General features: G+C 71.7%; 18 protein-coding genes. 12 read left to right on the forward strand and 6 right to left on the reverse strand.

The features are described from left to right. Window positions 1-86 precede the first annotated feature (86 nt). The 3 genes from AB0J78_RS01910 to AB0J78_RS01920 are packed head-to-tail and all read left to right on the forward strand — an operon-like array spanning window position 87 to window position 3750. Window positions 87-671: a sigma-70 family RNA polymerase sigma factor gene (locus tag AB0J78_RS01910; RefSeq protein ID WP_363785947.1), complete on the forward strand. Its 585-nt coding sequence runs from the start codon at window positions 87-89 to the stop codon at window positions 669-671. Continuing rightward, on the forward strand, window positions 668-1141 hold the full coding sequence (locus AB0J78_RS01915) for a hypothetical protein (RefSeq protein ID WP_363785950.1): 474 nt from the start codon (window positions 668-670) through the stop codon (window positions 1139-1141). The genes AB0J78_RS01910 and AB0J78_RS01915 overlap by 4 nt, the downstream gene beginning before the upstream one ends. Beyond that, on the forward strand, window positions 1138-3750 hold the full coding sequence (locus tag AB0J78_RS01920; RefSeq protein WP_363785952.1) for a CHAT domain-containing protein: 2613 nt from the start codon (window positions 1138-1140) through the stop codon (window positions 3748-3750). The genes AB0J78_RS01915 and AB0J78_RS01920 overlap by 4 nt, the downstream gene beginning before the upstream one ends. 3 nt (window positions 3751-3753) lie before the next feature. Here AB0J78_RS01920 and AB0J78_RS01925 read toward each other — a convergent pair whose 3' ends face one another. Beyond that, window positions 3754-4923, reverse strand: a complete 1170-nt coding sequence (locus tag AB0J78_RS01925; protein WP_363785955.1) for a pyridoxal phosphate-dependent aminotransferase — start codon at window positions 4921-4923, stop codon at window positions 3754-3756. A 290-nt stretch (window positions 4924-5213) separates the two neighbouring features. On the opposite strand from AB0J78_RS01925, the gene AB0J78_RS01930 reads away from it, so the two are divergent. Continuing rightward, a complete protein-coding gene (locus AB0J78_RS01930; protein WP_363785957.1) occupies window positions 5214-6422 on the forward strand; it encodes a DUF445 domain-containing protein in 1209 nt (402 codons plus the stop codon). A gap of 63 nt (window positions 6423-6485) precedes the next feature. On the opposite strand, the gene AB0J78_RS01935 is transcribed toward AB0J78_RS01930, so the two are convergent. Beyond that, complete coding sequence (locus tag AB0J78_RS01935) at window positions 6486-7031, reverse strand: CGNR zinc finger domain-containing protein (protein ID WP_132680534.1); 546 nt, start codon at window positions 7029-7031, stop codon at window positions 6486-6488. Window positions 7032-7133: 102 nt separating this feature from the next. Between AB0J78_RS01935 and AB0J78_RS01940 the strand changes: the two genes are divergently transcribed. The 6 genes from AB0J78_RS01940 (at window position 7134) to AB0J78_RS01965 (ending at window position 10411) form a co-directional block, all read left to right on the forward strand. Then, window positions 7134-7514: a VOC family protein gene (locus AB0J78_RS01940; RefSeq protein ID WP_363785959.1), complete on the forward strand. Its 381-nt coding sequence runs from the start codon at window positions 7134-7136 to the stop codon at window positions 7512-7514. A gap of 93 nt (window positions 7515-7607) precedes the next feature. Continuing rightward, entirely contained in the window at window positions 7608-8024 is a 417-nt protein-coding gene (locus AB0J78_RS01945; RefSeq protein ID WP_363785961.1) for a helix-turn-helix transcriptional regulator, read from the forward strand. 8 nt (window positions 8025-8032) lie between these two features. Then, window positions 8033-8701 (forward strand): hypothetical protein, encoded by a 669-nt coding sequence (locus AB0J78_RS01950; RefSeq protein WP_363785963.1) that lies wholly within the window; start codon window positions 8033-8035, stop codon window positions 8699-8701. Between the two features lie 116 nt (window positions 8702-8817). Then, entirely contained in the window at window positions 8818-9102 is a 285-nt protein-coding gene (locus tag AB0J78_RS01955; protein ID WP_363786387.1) for a DUF2516 family protein, read from the forward strand. After that, window positions 9102-9842: an alpha/beta hydrolase gene (locus AB0J78_RS01960; RefSeq protein WP_363785965.1), complete on the forward strand. Its 741-nt coding sequence runs from the start codon at window positions 9102-9104 to the stop codon at window positions 9840-9842. The genes AB0J78_RS01955 and AB0J78_RS01960 overlap by 1 nt, the downstream gene beginning before the upstream one ends. Window positions 9843-9862: 20 nt before the next feature. Continuing rightward, a complete protein-coding gene (locus AB0J78_RS01965; RefSeq protein WP_363785967.1) occupies window positions 9863-10411 on the forward strand; it encodes a YbaK/EbsC family protein in 549 nt (182 codons plus the stop codon). Window positions 10412-10458: 47 nt separating this feature from the next. Here AB0J78_RS01965 and purU read toward each other — a convergent pair whose 3' ends face one another. The 4 genes from purU to AB0J78_RS01985 form a co-directional block, all read right to left on the reverse strand. Beyond that, a complete protein-coding gene (gene purU, locus AB0J78_RS01970) occupies window positions 10459-11331 on the reverse strand; it encodes a formyltetrahydrofolate deformylase (protein WP_363785969.1) in 873 nt (290 codons plus the stop codon). A 32-nt stretch (window positions 11332-11363) separates the two neighbouring features. After that, complete coding sequence (locus AB0J78_RS01975; protein ID WP_363785971.1) at window positions 11364-12089, reverse strand: maleylpyruvate isomerase family mycothiol-dependent enzyme; 726 nt, start codon at window positions 12087-12089, stop codon at window positions 11364-11366. A 44-nt stretch (window positions 12090-12133) separates the two neighbouring features. Further along, a complete protein-coding gene (locus AB0J78_RS01980) occupies window positions 12134-12985 on the reverse strand; it encodes a class I SAM-dependent methyltransferase (protein WP_363786389.1) in 852 nt (283 codons plus the stop codon). A 95-nt stretch (window positions 12986-13080) separates the two neighbouring features. Continuing rightward, the gene (locus tag AB0J78_RS01985; protein ID WP_363785973.1) at window positions 13081-13599 is read right to left on the reverse strand and encodes a DUF2505 domain-containing protein; all 519 of its coding nucleotides are present in this window, start codon (window positions 13597-13599) and stop codon (window positions 13081-13083) included. Between the two features lie 37 nt (window positions 13600-13636). Between AB0J78_RS01985 and AB0J78_RS01990 the strand changes: the two genes are divergently transcribed. Together AB0J78_RS01990 and AB0J78_RS01995 are read left to right on the forward strand one after the other, a co-directional pair. After that, window positions 13637-14749, forward strand: coding sequence for a UDP-N-acetylmuramate dehydrogenase (locus AB0J78_RS01990; RefSeq protein ID WP_363786391.1), 1113 nt, complete (start codon window positions 13637-13639; stop codon window positions 14747-14749). Window positions 14750-14826: 77 nt separating this feature from the next. Then, entirely contained in the window at window positions 14827-15834 is a 1008-nt protein-coding gene (locus AB0J78_RS01995; protein WP_363785975.1) for a hypothetical protein, read from the forward strand. Window positions 15835-15904 lie beyond the last annotated feature (70 nt).

The raw sequence follows: 15904 nt of genomic DNA on the forward strand, positions 1-15904 counted from the left end.
TCCAGCGCCAACTGAATCTTTGAGCACCCCTTCGTCCTCTTACTCGGTGGGAAGGAAGAGATCACCGAGCTCCGGAGGTGCTGGTCGTGTACGAGGTCGGGGAAGCCGGTCCGGCTGCGGTGCTGCTGAATCGGGTGGCGTCCGGGGACGAACAGGCGTGGCGGGAACTGGTGGACCTGTACACGCCCGTGATCTGGGGTGTCTCGCGGGCGTACGCCGGCAGCACCGCGGACGCCGAGGACGTCTGCCAGGCGACCTGGTTGTCGTTGGCGGAGAACCTCGAACGGCTCCGCGAGCCCGACGCCCTGCCGGGCTGGCTGGTCACCACCGCCAGGAGGAAGGCCATCCGGTTGCGCCGCGCGCGGGCGCGGGAAGCGCCCGTCGGCCTGGACACCGATCACCTGGGCGCCGCCGAGCACTCCGAGGCCGCCGAGAAGCTGGCGCTGCGCGTGGTCTCCGGTACTCGGCTGGCGCAGGCGTTCGGCGCGTTGCCGCATCGCTGCCAACAGCTGCTGCGGGTCCTGGCCGTCGCGCCGGAGACCACCTACGCGCAGGTCAGCGAGGCGTTGGGGATACCGAGAGGAACGATCGGCCCGAAGAAGAGCCGGTGCTTGGCCGAGCTGCGCAGGCGGCTGGTCAGCGCCGACCTGCCCGAGGAGGTGGCGGGATGAAGCAGCGGATTCCGGCGGAACTGCGCCGACTGCGCGAACTGTTCCAGACCCAGGACCCGGTCCCGGACCGAGTGCTGGCCGACTCGTACGCGGCGGTCGCGATGCGGGCGGTGCGCGGTGACCGGGGCGAGCTGACGCTCGTCGGCGACTCCGCGGACGAACGCATCGGGGTGCGCGCGGGCGGCTCGCAGTCGCGCGTGCTGACCTTCGCGATGCCCGGCCGGGTGCTGGAGATGGACGTGGTGCCCACGACGGCCGGACTGGTCCGGGTGTCCGGGATGGTGCTCAACAGGTCCGGGCAGGCCCCGCCGACCGGCGAGGTGGTGTTGCGCCACCCGTCCGGCGAGCGCAGCGGTGAGCTCGACCGGGACGGCGCGTTCCAGGTGACCGACGTACCGCGCGGCCCGCTGAGCGTGGTGTTCCGTCCCGAGCGGGCCGAGCCCGCCATCGCGGATTGGCTGGTCTGTTGAGCGCGGCGACGGCGGTGGCGCCGCCGGATGCGATCGAGGCCGCGCTGCGCTGGCGCGACGAGGCGACCGCGGCACCGCAGGACGCGTTGCGGGAGGCCGAACGGCTGCTGTCGGGCGCGGCTTCCGACGGTGAGTTGCGGGTGCTGGCCCGGCACATCGCCGCGCTGGCGGCGGTCGAGCTCGGCCGGGTCGACGAGGCGCGCGGGCACGTGCGGCTCGGGCTGTCCACCGCGCAACGCGGTGGCTGGTCCAAGCGGGCCGCGCAGCTGCAGCTGACGCTGGCGTGGATCGAGCTGGAACGAGGAGCCACCGGTGCGAGCTGGGCGAACCTCGCCGCCGCCGAACCGCACCTGCCCGCCGAGGACCGGCCCAGGGCGACGTGCCTGCGCGGGTTGCTGCACTGCCAGCGCGGCCACCACCGGGACGCGAGGCTGCGCCTGACCAGCGCGTTGGTTCACCTCGACGGGGATCGGCGGTGGAAGGCCAACGCGCTGCTCGGTCGCGGCCTGGCCAACCTCTACACGAACAGGTTGGAGGAGGCCGAGCAGGACCTGGCCGACGCCGAGCGGATCTTCGCCGACGACGCCCGCGGTGCGCGCGCCGCGGGCTGCCGCCACAACCGGGGCTGCGTGGCGTTCCGGGCGGGCGATCTGCCCCGTGCGCTGCGACTGTTCGAGCAGGCGGTGGCGGCCGGGCTCGACGTCACCGCGAACCCGGAAGCGCTGGTGGACCGGGGTGAAGCGCTCGCGGCGGCGGGACTGACCCAGCGCGCCCGCGCGGTGATGGAACAGGCGGCGCAGCGCTTGGCCGCCACCGGACGGCAGGGCCGGCTCGCCGAAACCCGGCTCGCGCTGGCGGAATGCGCGCTGCGCGACGGCGACCCGGCTGCGGCGGCGGAAGCGGCGAGCGCGGCGAGGCGGTTGTTCCGCGACCAGAAGCGGCCCGCGTGGGCGGCGTTGGCCTCGGCGACCGTGTGGCAGGCCAAGCTGCGGTCCGGGCAGAACACGCGGTACGCCTTGTCCGCGGCGCGACGGGCGGCCAACGCGTGCGAGGACTTCGGGTGGCGCGTGGCCGCCGCCGAGCTCCGGCTCACCGCTGGGCGCACCGCACAGGCGGCGGGCCTGAACTCGGTGGCGCGCAGGCTGCTCGGGCGCTGCGCTGATCTGCGCGAGCTCGCCGTGCCACCGCAGCTGCGAGCCCTGGGCTGGCTGGCCGAGGCGTTGCTCGCCGAACAGGAGGGCAACACCGCCCGGCTGCTGCGGGCGTGCCGCGCCGGGCTCAAGGCCGTCGACGGTCAGGCCGTCGGCATGGCCGCCTTCGAGATGCGGGTGCACGCACTGGGGCTGGGCGACGAGATCGGCGCGGTCGCCGTGCGCGCCGCGCTGCGCATCGGCGACCCGCAGCTGGTGCTGCGCTGGACCGAACGCTCCCGGGCCAGCGCACTGCACCGCCGGGCGCTGCGACCGCCATCGGACCCGCGGCTGAACGCGGCGCTTGTCCGGCTGCGCGGTGCGGTGCTCGACGCGCAGCGCGCGGCGGACCCGAAACGGGCCATGAACACCGTTGCCGAGCTGGAAGAACAGGTGCGGCACCAGGCGATGCTGGTGGAAGGCCGCACCGATCGGCTGCGGGCGCCGGCCGAGATCGGCGAGATCAACGCCGAACTCGGGGACGCCGTCCTGCTGAGCCTGTTCTCCGAGCGCGGCAGGCTCTTCGCGGTGTCCATCGTGGACGGTGAAGCCGCGTTGCACGTGCTCGGTCCGGAAGCCGCGGCGGAGAGCCAGGCCGTCCGCCTCCGCCACCTGCTCGCGCGGCAGGCGTGTGGCGTGGACACCCGCGCGGCCCCGATGTTCGAGCACGGGGTCGACCTGGCCGCGGCCGAACTCCAAGCGCAGCTGCTGACGCCCGTCCTCCCGGCCCTGGAGCAGGGACGTGAACTCGTCGTGGTGCCGACCGGTCGGCTGCACCTGCTGCCGTGGGCGGCGCTGCCCGCGTGCCGGGGCGGCCCGGTCACGGTCAGCCCGTCGATCCGCTGCTGGCTGGGCGGTGCTGAGCGGGCGCGTGCGACGGATCCGGCAGACGGCAAGGCGTGGATCGCCGGGCCGCGTCTGGACCACGCCGACCGCGAGGTCCGCACGCTGCACCACCGCGGCGGCGGGCGGCTGCTCACCGGGTCGGGTGCGAAAACCGACCGGGTTCTGTCCGCATTGGACGGAGCTCGCGTCGCGCACCTGGCCGCGCACGGCCACTTCCGCGACGACCAACCGCTGCTGTCCTGCCTGGACCTGGACGACGGCCCGCTCTACGCGCACGACCTCGACGGTCTCCGCCGCAGCCCCACCACGGTGGTGCTGTCGGCCTGCGACGTCGGGAAGTCCGCGATCAGCAGGGGCGATCAGCTCAGCGGGCTGACCGCGACCCTGCTGGATCGGGGCACCGCGACGGTGATCGCCAGCGTCGTCCCGGTCCCCGACGAGCGGACCGTGGAGGTGATGCTGACGCTCCACGACGGGCTCGACGCAGGCATGCCACCTGCCGCTGCCCTGGCCGAAGCCCAAGCGCGGCACGGCGAAGCGGGGTTCATCTGCATCGGGTACGGAGGTGGTTGAGGACTACCGCAGCTTGTGCAGTCGGCGGATGCCTTCGTCGAGGACCTCGTCCTTCTTGCAGAACGCGAAGCGGACCAGGTGCTGGAAGTCGCCCGGGTTGTCGCAGAACACCTGCACCGGGATGGCGGCGACCCCGACGCGCTCGGGCAGCGAGCGGCAGAAGTCGGCCCCGTCGTTGAAGCCCAGCGGACGGACGTCGGCGCAGATGAAGTAGGTGCCCTCGCTGTCGAGCACGTCGAACCCGGCTTCGCCGAGGCCGTCGGAGAGCCGGTCCCGCTTGCGCTGCAGGTCGGAGCGCAGCTGGTCCACCCAGGCCAGCTCGTTGCGCAGCGCGTGCGCGACGGCCGGTTGGAACGGCGCGCCACCGACGAAGGTCATGAACTGCTTGGCGGCTCGCACGGCCGCGACCAGCTCGGACGGGCCGCAGACCCAGCCGATCTTCCAGCCGGTGGCGCTGAAGCTCTTGCCCACGCTGGAGATCGACACGGTCCGCTCGGCCATGCCCGGCAACCCGGCCAGCGGGTGGTGCGCGCGCCCGTCGAACAGCAGGTGCTCGTAGACCTCGTCGGTGATGGCGATGACGTCGTTGTCCCGGCAGACCTCGGCGATCGCTGCCAGCTCGGCATCGGTGAACACGGTGCCGGTCGGGTTGTGCGGCGAGTTGAGCACCAGCGCTCGGGTCTGCGGGCCGACGACCGACCGCAGCTGGTCGAGGTCGAGCTCGAAGCGGTGGTCGGGGCCGTGGCGCAGGCCGACGGTCTTGCGCACCCCACCGGCCATCGCCACCGCGACCGGGTACGAGTCGTAGTACGGCTCGACGAGCACGACCTCCTCGCCGGGCTCGACCAGCGCCATCATCGTCGCGGTCAGCGCCTCGGTGGCGCCGACGGTGACCAGCACCTGGCCCTCCGGGTCGTACTCGGTGCCGTAGAGGGCGGCGCGGTGCTCGCTGATGGCCGCGCGCAGCTCGGGCTCACCTGCTCCCGGCGGGTACTGGTTCACGCCGCTCGCGATCGCTTCCTGCGCGACGCGGAGCATGCTCTCCGGGCCGTCGGTGTCGGGGAAGCCCTGGCCGAGGTTGACCGCGCCGGTGCGGCGGGCCAGCTCGGTGATCTCCGCGAAGATCGTGGACGTGAACGGCCGGAGGCGGGAGGTCAAAGCAGGAGTGCGCACGCCTCCGGATGCTAATGCATCGGACGAAGCCGGTGACCAGCGTTTTAGCGCCGCCGGCGGTCGTCTCGCGCAGTGGAACCGGAGGCGGCTCGGGGCGCGCCGACGCGTTCTCGCCAACGCACGTCCACCCCGGAGAGCGGCCGCTCGCGGGTCTCCGCCAGGTCGTCGTGGCCGCTGTTAGCAAGGCCACGTGGTCGCGTTCGCCCCGGCTTGCCCCGAAACGCTGCAACAATCGATGCGTGCACCCCTCATCGGTTCCCGACTCGGAAAAGCGCCGGAGTCTTCGGCGGATGAAGACCGTCGCCACTGCATTCCTGCTGGTGGCGGTAGCGGTCTACTTCTTCGCTCGCTGGCAGGAGACCGCCGGAGCCGGAGCGTGGGTGGGCTACGTCCGAGCCGCCGCGGAGGCGGGCATGGTCGGTGCGCTGGCGGACTGGTTCGCGGTGACCGCGCTGTTCCGGCGCCCGCTGGGCCTGCCGATCCCGCACACCGCGATCATCCCGACCCGCAAGGACACCATCGGTCGCAGCCTCGGCGACTTCGTCGGCACCAACTTCCTCGCCGAGAACGTGGTGCGCGACAAGCTGCGCAGCGCGGGCATCAGCCGCCGGGTCGGGCTCTGGCTCGACGACGCCGATCACGCCGAGCGGGTCACCTCCGAGCTGGCCACCGCCGTGCGCGGTGCGGTTCAGGTGCTCCGCGACGATGACGTGCAGGCGATCATCGAGCACGGGGTCGTGCGCAAGCTGGTCGACCAGCAGTGGGGACCGCCGCTGGGGCGGATCCTGGGCCAGGTGTTCACCGACGGCTCGCACCACAAGCTCGTCGACCTGGTCTGCGATCGCGCCTACGACTGGGTGCGCGACAACCACGAGACCGTGCTGCGGGTGGTCAGCCAGCGGGCGCCGTCGTGGTCGCCGAAGTTCGTCGACGCGATGCTCGCCGACAAGATCTACGCCGAGGTGCTCTCGTTCGCGTGGGCGGTGCGGACCGACTCCGAGCACCCGATGCGCCAGGCCGTGGACCGCTTCCTGGTCGAGTTCGCGCACGACCTGCAGCACGACGAGAAGACGATGGCCAAGGCCGAGCAGATCAAGCACCAGGTGCTGGAGCACCCCGAGGTGCAGAACCTGGTGTCCTCGGCCTGGGGCACGGCCAAGAAGATGCTGCTTGACGCCGCGGAGGACCCCTCCAGCGAGCTGCGCGTGCGGGTCCGGGACGGCCTGCGCTCGCTCGGCGCCCGGCTGCACACCGAACCCGAGCTGCGGGAGAAGGTCGACGGCTGGCTGGAAGGCGCCGTCACCTACGTGGTGTCGAACTACCGCGACGAGCTGACCGCGCTGATCACCGACACGGTGGAGCGCTGGGACGCCCAGGAGACCTCGCGCAAGATCGAGCTGCAGGTCGGCCGCGACCTGCAGTTCATCCGCATCAACGGCACCGTCGTCGGCGCCCTCGCCGGCCTGGCGATCTACGCGATCTCGGACCTGCTGTTCTGAACGCGCACTGCCTGCGAGCGGCGTGGCCGCGAGGCGTGCGAACCACCCGCGCCGCCGGTGTTCTCAGGCCGGTGTGTGCCTCTCGCGCCAGGAGCGGGCCTTCTCGCGGTTGCCGCAGACGCGCATCGAGCACCAGGTGCGCGATCTGTTGCGCGAGCGGTCGTAGAACGCCCACAGGCAGTCCTCGGCCGGGCAGATCTTGATCCGATCCCAGTGCTCGGTGTGCACCAGCCGCGTGGCGGCGACCAGCACGCTGCCCAGCGCGTCCACGCCGACCAGCGAGGGGATGCCGTTGCGCAGCTGTATCTGCACGGGCCACGTCGTGTTCGCCAGGCCGGAGGGGCGCATCCCGTAGGTCACCGCCGACCGCATCGTGTCGCGGATTTCGCGGGCGGCTTCGACTTCGGAAACCACGACCAGACCGCGTTCGGTGCACCACCGCTGCCATCGGACGTGATCATCGAGGACTTCGGTGCCCTTCTCGGCGTCGCACGTGTTGAGGAAGGCCAGGACTAGCTCGATGTCGTGGTCGAAGTCGAGTTCGACCGCCTCCAGCACAGGCGCGCGGCCCACTTCCGGAGCGACAGCTCTGCTGTTCACGGACACCATCGTAAGCCAGTAGGGGGTTGCGGCCGACCCCTGTAACCAGCATTCTGCTTCTTGACGGTTAGTAACCGCCAACACGTCGAGACTGGTTTGAGAGGGAGTGCGATGAGTGCGTTGAAGCTCGCCGCGTACGCGATCGACTGCGCCGACCCGCGTCGGCTCGCCGAGTTCTACGGGCGGCTGCTGGGCTGGCAGATCGATGAGGAGGAGTCGGGGGATCGCTGGGTGGAGCTCGCCGACCCGTCGGGCGGCGCTCCGCTGGCCTTCCAGCTCGACCCCGATCACCGGCCGTCGACCTGGCCCGATCGGGAGGTTCCGCAGATGGCGCACCTCGACGTCCGGGTGAACACGCTCGACGAGGGGCACGAGCGGGCGATCGGCGCCGGTGCGGTGCAGCTGCCGCAGCCAGCCGATCAGCTCGACGCGAAGTTTCGGGTTTACGTCGATCCGGAAGGTCACCCCTTCTGCATGTGCGCAGCTCAGTAGGGTTGTCGGCCGAGCGCTGACAGGGCGTTAGCTGAGTGCTTGCAATAGTTAGCACTCGGCCGTATGGTGGGTCGTGAGCCGGAGAGGTGCCCGATGGAACGCATGGACAAAGCAGTCCCCAAAGCGGTGAACCAGGCGGTCAGCGACCTCGGGAGCTACATCCGGACCCAACGCAACAACGCGCAGATCTCGTTGCGACAGCTGGCGAAGCTCGCCGGCGTGTCCAACCCGTATCTGAGCCAGGTGGAACGCGGACTGCGCAAGCCGAGCGCGGAAATCCTGCAGCAGATCGCCAAGGGGCTGAGGATTTCCGCTGAGGCCCTCTACGTGCAGGCCGGAATCCTGGAAAGCCGCGAGTCCGGGCCCGTGGTCGACGCGGTCCTCGCCGACCCGGAGCTCAACGAGCGGCAGAAGCAGGTCCTCCTGGACATCTACTCCTCGTTCCGTCGCGAGCAGGACGCGACGGTGGACGGGGACGCCAACGGGAACACCCACCAACCCGAGGAGTGAACCGCGAGATGCCGACTTTCCCCAAGACCGACGACGTCAACAAGGCATTCAAGGACGGCGTCGACCAGGCGCGCACGCCCCTGCTGGCCGCGCTCGGCGCCGGTGACCTCGCCGCGCAGGCCGTGCTGGACGCCGTGAACAAGTTCCGCACCCAGGTCACCGAGCGCACCGAGTCCGCCAAGGCCGAGCTGCCCAAGGACTTCAGCGAGTTCAAGGCCAAGCTGGACCCGTCCGAGGTCCGCAAGCAGCTGGAGACCTACGGCGAGTCCGCCAAGAAGATCTATGACCAGCTCAGCGAGCACGGTGAGGAGACCTTCAAGAAGCTGCAGGACTCCTCGCAGGTGAAGAAGGTCCGCGAGCAGGTCGGCACCGCTCAGGGCCGGGTCGAGGACACCGTCGGCGACGTGCGCGGCCTGGCCGACGACGTGCTGGGCAAGGTCACCCGCACCTTCGCCAAGGACGAGGACCAGACCCAGACCGCCCAGACCGAGACCGCCCAGGCCGACTCCACCAAGGCGGAGACCGGCCAGGCTCAGACGGGCCAGAGCGAGACCGCCGCCGAGAAGCCCGCGGCGAAGCCGGCTGCGGCGAAGGCCGACCCGGCCGCCAAGGCGACGGCCCCCAAGTCGACCCCCGCCGCCAAGAAGTCGACCCCCGCCAAGACCAGCGGCAACTGATCACCGCGAGCACCGGTCCCGGTACCCGACGCGGGTGCCGGGACCGGTCGCTGTGAAGGTGGGTGCCTTCCGCGTTGATGAGCACGTAAGGTGGGGACGTGGGTTTTTCGAGCGGAATGCCGCTGTACTGGTGGATCCTGACGGTCATCTGGGTCGTGTGCATCCCCGTCGGTGTGTTCGCTTTCGTGCACGCCGCGCTGCAGCGCGCGGACGCCTTCACGGCCGCGGACAAGCTGAACAAGCTGGCCTGGATGGGGATCACCGGTGCCGCCGCGCTCCTGCTGATCCTCGACATGCGCGGCCCCTACGGGATCATCTGGATCGCCGGTCTGGTCGCCGCCCTCGTCTACATCGTCGACGTCCGTCCCAAGGTGAGGGAAGTCCAGGGACGGTCCTGGTAGTGCACGCCCGTCGTCGGGTGCTCGGCAGCGGCACCCCGGTGACGCTGGTCGTGCACGGACTCGGCGCGACCGAGGGCGAGGCGCGCATTCCCGCATCCGGGCTGCGCGGCACCCGGGTCGTGATGACCCTGCCCGGCCACGGCTCCGCGCCGGACGCCCCGGTCGGCTACTGGAACTACGGTTCGGTCGCCGCCGACGTGCTCGCGGTCGCCGACGAGGTCGGCGCGACCCAGGCCGTCGGCGTCTCGCTCGGCGCGGGCGCTCTGACCCGCATCGCCGCCGAACGCCCGGACCGCTTCGAGCGTCTGGCGCTGCTGCTCCCGGCTGCCCTGGACCGTCCCCGCGAACCCGCCGCGGCCTGGGCCTACGAGCGCCTGGCGGCAGCGGTCGCCGCGGACGACGGCGGGGCGAGCCTGCACGAGGTGCTGGCCGCGGAGATCCCGCCGGGCGTCGAGGTCGGCGACCACCTCGACCAGCGCGCCCGGGCGCTGTCCCGGCTCTCCGAGGCGCTGCGCGACCTGCCCGAGCAGGTCCCGGTCGCCGACGCGGGCGCGCTGTCGGACGCTGCCGCGGAGGTCCTGGTCATCGGCGCCACCGACGACCCCATGCATCCCGCCTCGGCGGCGAAGGCGACCGCTGCGGCGTTCCGCTCCGCACGGCTGGAGCTGCTGGAATCGCAGGCCCCGATGCTCACCCACCGCAGGCAGCTGCGGGACCTGCTGACGAACTTCCTCCGCTGAGCGCTCTATCGTGGGCGACCATGGGTTTCGATTGGTCCGCAGCCGCGGGAACGCTGGAAGTCACGACCGCGCTGGAACGGCTCGACCTGCTGGCCGACCCGGTCGCCGAGGTCGTGCGCTCGCTCGGTGACGATCGGGTCGGCGCCACCGAGATCGACCCGGAGCTCGCCGACACCGCCGCGTTCTGCGAGAAGTACGGGTCGCCGCTGGAGCGGTCGGCCAACTGCGTGGTGGTCGCGGGCAAGCGCTCCGGAGAGGTCCGCTACGCGGCCTGCGTCGTGCTGGCCACCACTCGCGCTGACGTCAACGGCGTGGTCAAGCGCCGCCTCGACGTGCGCAAGGCGTCCTTCGCGCCGATGGACGAGGCGGTGTCGCTCACCGGCATGGAGTACGGCGGGATCACCCCGTTCGGGCTCCCGGGCTCGTGGCCGATCTTGATCGACGCGAGGGTGGCCGAGGCGGGCGCGGTGGTCGTCGGCAGCGGCCTCCGCCGGAGCAAGATCATCACCCCGGCGGACGTCCTCACCGAGCTCCCCGGAGCGGAGCTCCTGGAGGACCTCGCCCGCTGAACCGCGGTGTTCCTGGCGACAGTTCCGCCTCGCGCGGGGGGCAGGGGTCAGAAGACGACGGTGCGCTTGCCGTGGACCAGGACCCTGTCCTCCACGTGGGCGCGCAGGCCGCGGGCCAGGACCATCTTCTCGATGTCGCGGCCCTGGCGGACCATGTCGGTGACGTCGTCGGTGTGGTCGATGCGGATCACGCCCTGCTCGATGATCGGGCCCGCGTCGAGCTCCGCCGTCACGTAGTGGCAGGTCGCGCCGATCAGCTTCACGCCGCGCTCGTACGCCTGGTGGTACGGCCGGGCGCCCGCGAACGAGGGCAGGAAGCTGTGGTGGATGTTGATGGCCTTGCCCGCCCACCGGTCGCACAGCTCCGGCGGCAGCACCTGCATGAACCGCGCCAGCACGATCGCGTGCGGGTCGTGCTCCTCCGCCAGCGTCCTGACCTGCTCGAACGCGGCGGCCTTGGACTCCGGGTCCTTGCTGAAGGGCACGTGGTGGAACGGGATGCCGTGCGCCTCGGTGATCGGCCCCAGCTCCGGGTGGTTGCCGATCACCGCGCACAGCTCGACGTCCAGCTCCCCGGACCCGACGCGCCCCAGCAGGTCGTGCAGGCAGTGCGCCTCCTTGGACACCAGCACGACGACCCGGCGCCGCTCACCGGTGTCCCAGACCCGCCACTCCGCCTGGTCGCTGAGCCCCTCCGCGACGGCCGCGAAGCGCTCGCGCAGCTCGTCGACGCCGAAGGGCAGCGAGTCCGCGCGCACCTCCTGCCGCGTGAAGAACCAGCCGGTCGCGATGTCGGTGTGGTGACCGGCCTCGACGATCCAGCCGCCGAACTCGGCCAGGAATCCGGATACCCGGGCGACGATCCCGGTGCGGTCGGGGCAGCCGAGGCTGATGACGAAGCGGCGTTCGGAAGAGCTCACGACGATGATTGTCGCAGGTGGGATGGGCTACATCAGCGTCCGGCCGCCACTCCGGCGAGCGTGGTGTCGCCGGTGACCAGCGCCGAACTCGGACGTCCCCACACCCGGCGGTAGAGGGCGTCTGCGGTGCCCGCCACGGTCGCGTCGGTTTCCAGCCCGGCGTCCGACGGAGCCCCCGTCGTGGGTGGTTCGCCCGGCCGGTAGGTCACCAACCAGGCCCGACCGGCGTCCGCCGCGTGGTAGAGCACGGTGCCGGCGTGCTCGCGGGTCGTCCAGTCGCCCAGCGGCAGCAGCTTGGTCAGCATCTCGTCGATGCCGTCGGCCGCCAGTTCGGGGTCGAAGACCAGGTCGCCGCCCTGGCCGAGGACGAGTTCGACGTCGAGCCGGTGGATCGCGGTCTCGTGCGCGACCCGGCGCGCCCACCCGGCCGGGGTCCCGCCGGCGAAGATCGCGTACACCGGGAGGTCGGGGTCCACCGTGGACAGCTCGGTGCGCAGGTCGGTGCGGAGTTCGTCCCACCAGGACAGCGCGGCGTCCAGATCCGCCGGCGCTTCGGGCGCTTCCGGTCTGCTGCCGCCGCGCTCGACCTTCAGCGACTCCCGCGCTCGCCAGTAGGCCTGCGCGACGTGCCCGGTCAGCTGCCGGACGTCCCAGCCGGGACAGGTGGGCACAGCGGCGTCCGGGCCGCTCTTGAGCACCGCGCGGCGGAACGCCTCCGCCTGCTCGTGGAACGCATCGAGGTGGAAGTCGAGATCCATGCCCCCCATTAAAGGTGCTGAGCCCGTGGCGCGAAACGGAAATCTCACACCTGCGGGGCGACCGCCGTCCAGGGGACGGTGAGTTCGCCGAGGCGCCAGCGGGGGTGCCGGTCGAGGACCGGCCACCGCTCGGCGAACAGGCGGGCGGTGTGCGCCCAGCGCGCCCGGGGGCCGAAGGTGGCGTGCGGGGCGGCCTTCGCCCAGCAGACGTCGAGATCGCTGAGCAGCGCGTGGACCCGTTCGCCGGGGACGTTGCGGTGGATCAGCGTCTTGGGCAGGCGTTCGGCCAGGTCGGAGGGCTTGTCGATGTCGGAGGGCAGGCAGGCCAGGGTGAGCGTGCGAGGCCCTTCCCGGGTGAGCGTCACCCAGCAGCAGCGGCGGCCGATCTCGTCGCAGGTGCCTTCGACGAGCAGTCCGTCCGGCGCCAGCCGGGAGCACACCTCGTCCCACGCCTTCCACGCTTCCGGTTCGGTGTACTGGCGCAGCACGTTGAGCGCGCGGATCAGCGCCGGGCCGGGGAAGTCGCGGATCCCCGCCGCGAGCCCGGCGAGTTCGAAGCCGCCGCGCCGGAACTCCAGCCGGGGCGGGTCGGCCACGGCCTTGCCCGCCGCCACCCGATCGGGGTCGATCTCCAGACCGACGACCCGCAACCGCGGGTGCAGCCCGGACAGCCGCTGCGCGAGCTCGACGGTCGTCGTCGGGGTCGCGCCGTAGCCGAGGTCGATGACGACCGGCTCGACGGCCTTGCGCACCGCGCGCGCCACCCACGGGGTGCCGGCGATCCAGCGGTCGATGCGGCGCAGCCGGTTCGGGTTGGTCGTGCCGCGGGTGGGCACGCCCATCGCGCGGGCGCGTCCGGCGGCGAGCCGGGGATTGCGCTTCTTCGGGACGTTCATCGCGGGTGGGACCCGGAGCGGCGCCGCCCCCTCTTCGCGGTGAGCGCCCGAGCGGGTTTCCCCCACCGCTGCGCGGCGGGACGGCGAAGAGCTCATCAGCCGTGCTTGACCAGCCAGGCGGCGGTGAAGTTCTCCTCGGCCACCAGCATCTTCTGCACCTGGTCCGCGATGAGGTCTTCGAGCTTGCCGGAGATGAACGGGACGGTGACCTTGACCGTGCCCTCCACGACGAGTTCGCTGACCGCGGTGCCGGTCGGCGCCACCAGGTCGCGCAGCCACATCGAGCCGGTGATCGAGCACGGCGCTCCGGCGATCTCCGCGGCGATCTCGCCCGTGTAGTGGCCGTCCTCCTCGCGCCGCCAGGACTCGCTGCGGTCGATGAGCAGGTCACCGCCGACGACCGTGCGGGCCAGCGACGGGAGCTTGTCGACGGGGACGCCCTGCCTGGTCTGGAAGCGCGCGCCGTCCTCGGTGCCCACGTGCTGCACGAGGGTCGCGGTGGAGCCCCCGAGCTCCTCCAACCGGGCTGCGAGGTAATCGGAATCGATCAGCGCCCGGTACACCTCGACGGCGGACCGTTCGGAGGTGCTGCGGTGCTCGATGCGGCGTGCCATGCAGCGGAGGTTACCTTTGGCAATCGTGAGTGCCTCTATGTCCGGTGCCGAAGAAGTGCGCGAGAACACTGCCCTGCCTGGTGAACGGCCGGGCGGTGGGTCGCCGCTGGCAGAGTTCACCACCCTGCGACTCGGCGGCCCCGCGACCGGTCTGGTGGTCGCCACGAGCGACGACGCGCTGATCGACGCGGTCCGCGCGGCCGACGGGAACGGTCACCGGCTGCTGGTGCTGGGCGGCGGCTCGAACCTGGTCGTCGCCGATGAAGGCTTCGACGGGCACGCGGTGCGCATCGCCACGAAGGGCCGCGAGTACGACAACGTCGGCGACGGGATCGTCCAGCTCACCGCCGAGGCGGGCGAGGACTGGGACGACGTGGTCGCCGACTCGGTCGAGCAGGGCTTGGGCGGGCTGGAATGCCTCTCCGGCATCCCGGGCCTGGCCGGGGCGACCCCGGTGCAGAACGTCGGCGCCTACGGCGTGGAGGTCTCCGAGCTGCTGGTCTCGGTGGATCTGCTGGACCGGGCGACCGGGCGGGTGCGGACCGTGCGGGCCGCGGACCTGGGGCTGACCTACCGCAACAGCGTGCTCAAGCACAGCGAGGCGGCGGTGGTGCTGCGCGCTCGCTTCCAGCTGCACGACAGCGGGCTGTCGGCCCCGATCCGCTACGCCGAGCTCGCCCGCACCCTGGAAGTCGAGCCCGGTGAGCGGGTCGACGCGGCGAAGGCGCGGCAGGCGGTGCTGGAACTGCGGCGCGGCAAGGGAATGGTGCTCGACCCCGCCGATCACGACACCTGGAGCGCGGGTTCGTTCTTCACCAACCCGATCATCGCCGAGGCGGAGCTGCCGGACGTGATCGCGCGCATCGCCGCGCAGGTCGGCGCCGACCAGCGGATTCCGCAGTACCCGGCGGCGGGCGGCGGGAAGCTGTCGGCGGCCTGGCTGATCGAGCGCGCCGGCTTCGCCAAGGGCCACCCGGGACCGGGCGGACGCGTCGCGCTGTCCTCCAAGCACACGCTGGCGCTGACCAACCGAGGCCGCGCCACCACCGCTGATCTGCTGGGACTCGCCCGCGAGGTCCGCGACGGCGTGCGTTCCGCGTTCGGCGTCACCCTCGTGCCGGAACCGGTCATGGTCGACTGCGAGGTCTGACTAGCGGCCGTAAGGGTGACGCTTAGTGACTGATCGATAACCCTGAGTGTTAAATGGGGTGGGTGGAGGGGGCCACCATGTTGAGCATCAGGGAACTTCGGGATCGGGCGGTGATCCGTCCGATCAAGCGCGCGGTCGAGGATCAGCTGCTCGACCTGCCCGGCGTGACGGGCGTCGACATCGGCAGCAGGACTCGCGCGGGCTCCCGTCTCCGGGAGCAGGTCATCGTCGTGTCGGTCGTGGGCAAGCGGCCGCGGGAGACGCTCGGGCGCGGCGACTGCGTGCCCGCCGAGGTCTTCGGCATCCCCACCGACGTCGTCCAGGAGCAGCCCGTCCTGCAGCACATTCACCGCGCGCGCGGTGAGCCGCTGCGGTGGCCGACCCGGACCATCGGTTCGGACGGCTGCAGCGCGGGCTGCCCGACTCGGGCGGTGCGCGGCGGCAGCGGTCTGGCGCCCTGCCGGGCGGTCCGGCTCGGGTCCGGCGAGTACCGCCGCGTCGGCACCCTCGGGGTGCTCGTGACCAGTGATTCCGCCGAGCCGATGGGGCTGACGACCTTCGACGTCGGCTGTCTGGACGACGCCTGGTCGGTGGGCGACCGGATGGCCGACGCCGACAGCGGGAGGGTGCACGCCGAGCTCGCGCGGGCGGCGCTGTCCGGCAGGGTCGATGCCGCGGCGGTCAGCCTCGTCCCGGGCCTGGCGGCTTCGCCCGAGGTCGGCGGGCTGGGGCCGGTGACCGGTCGCGCTCGCGCGTACCCGGGTGAGCTGGTCCGAAAGCACGGCTTCGGCACCGGTCTCACCGACGGCTTCGTGACCTCGACCGACGCCACCATCCGCGTGGACCACGGCGAGGCGTTGGGCGTGCGGGTGCTGCGCGAGCAGATCCGCATCGCCACCGACCGGCCGCGCTTCTGCGGTCCCGGTGATGCGGGCGCGGCGGTCCTCGACCCGGGCGGCCGGTTGGTGGGTCTGCACGTCGCAGGTGCCTCCGATGGCGCGATCGGTTTCGCGACGCCCATCGGTGACGTTCTCGCCGAACTGGACGTCCGGCTCAATCCGCAACCGCAACCGCTCGGCGTCTGAGCGGTATTTCGCGCGAATTGTCTTGGGTTTTCCCGCCGAATGCCATTCGCGCGGATTGCGCGCAATTCGG

The organism is Saccharopolyspora sp. NPDC049426 (genome assembly GCF_040676935.1).
Classification (GTDB): domain Bacteria; phylum Actinomycetota; class Actinomycetes; order Mycobacteriales; family Pseudonocardiaceae; genus Saccharopolyspora.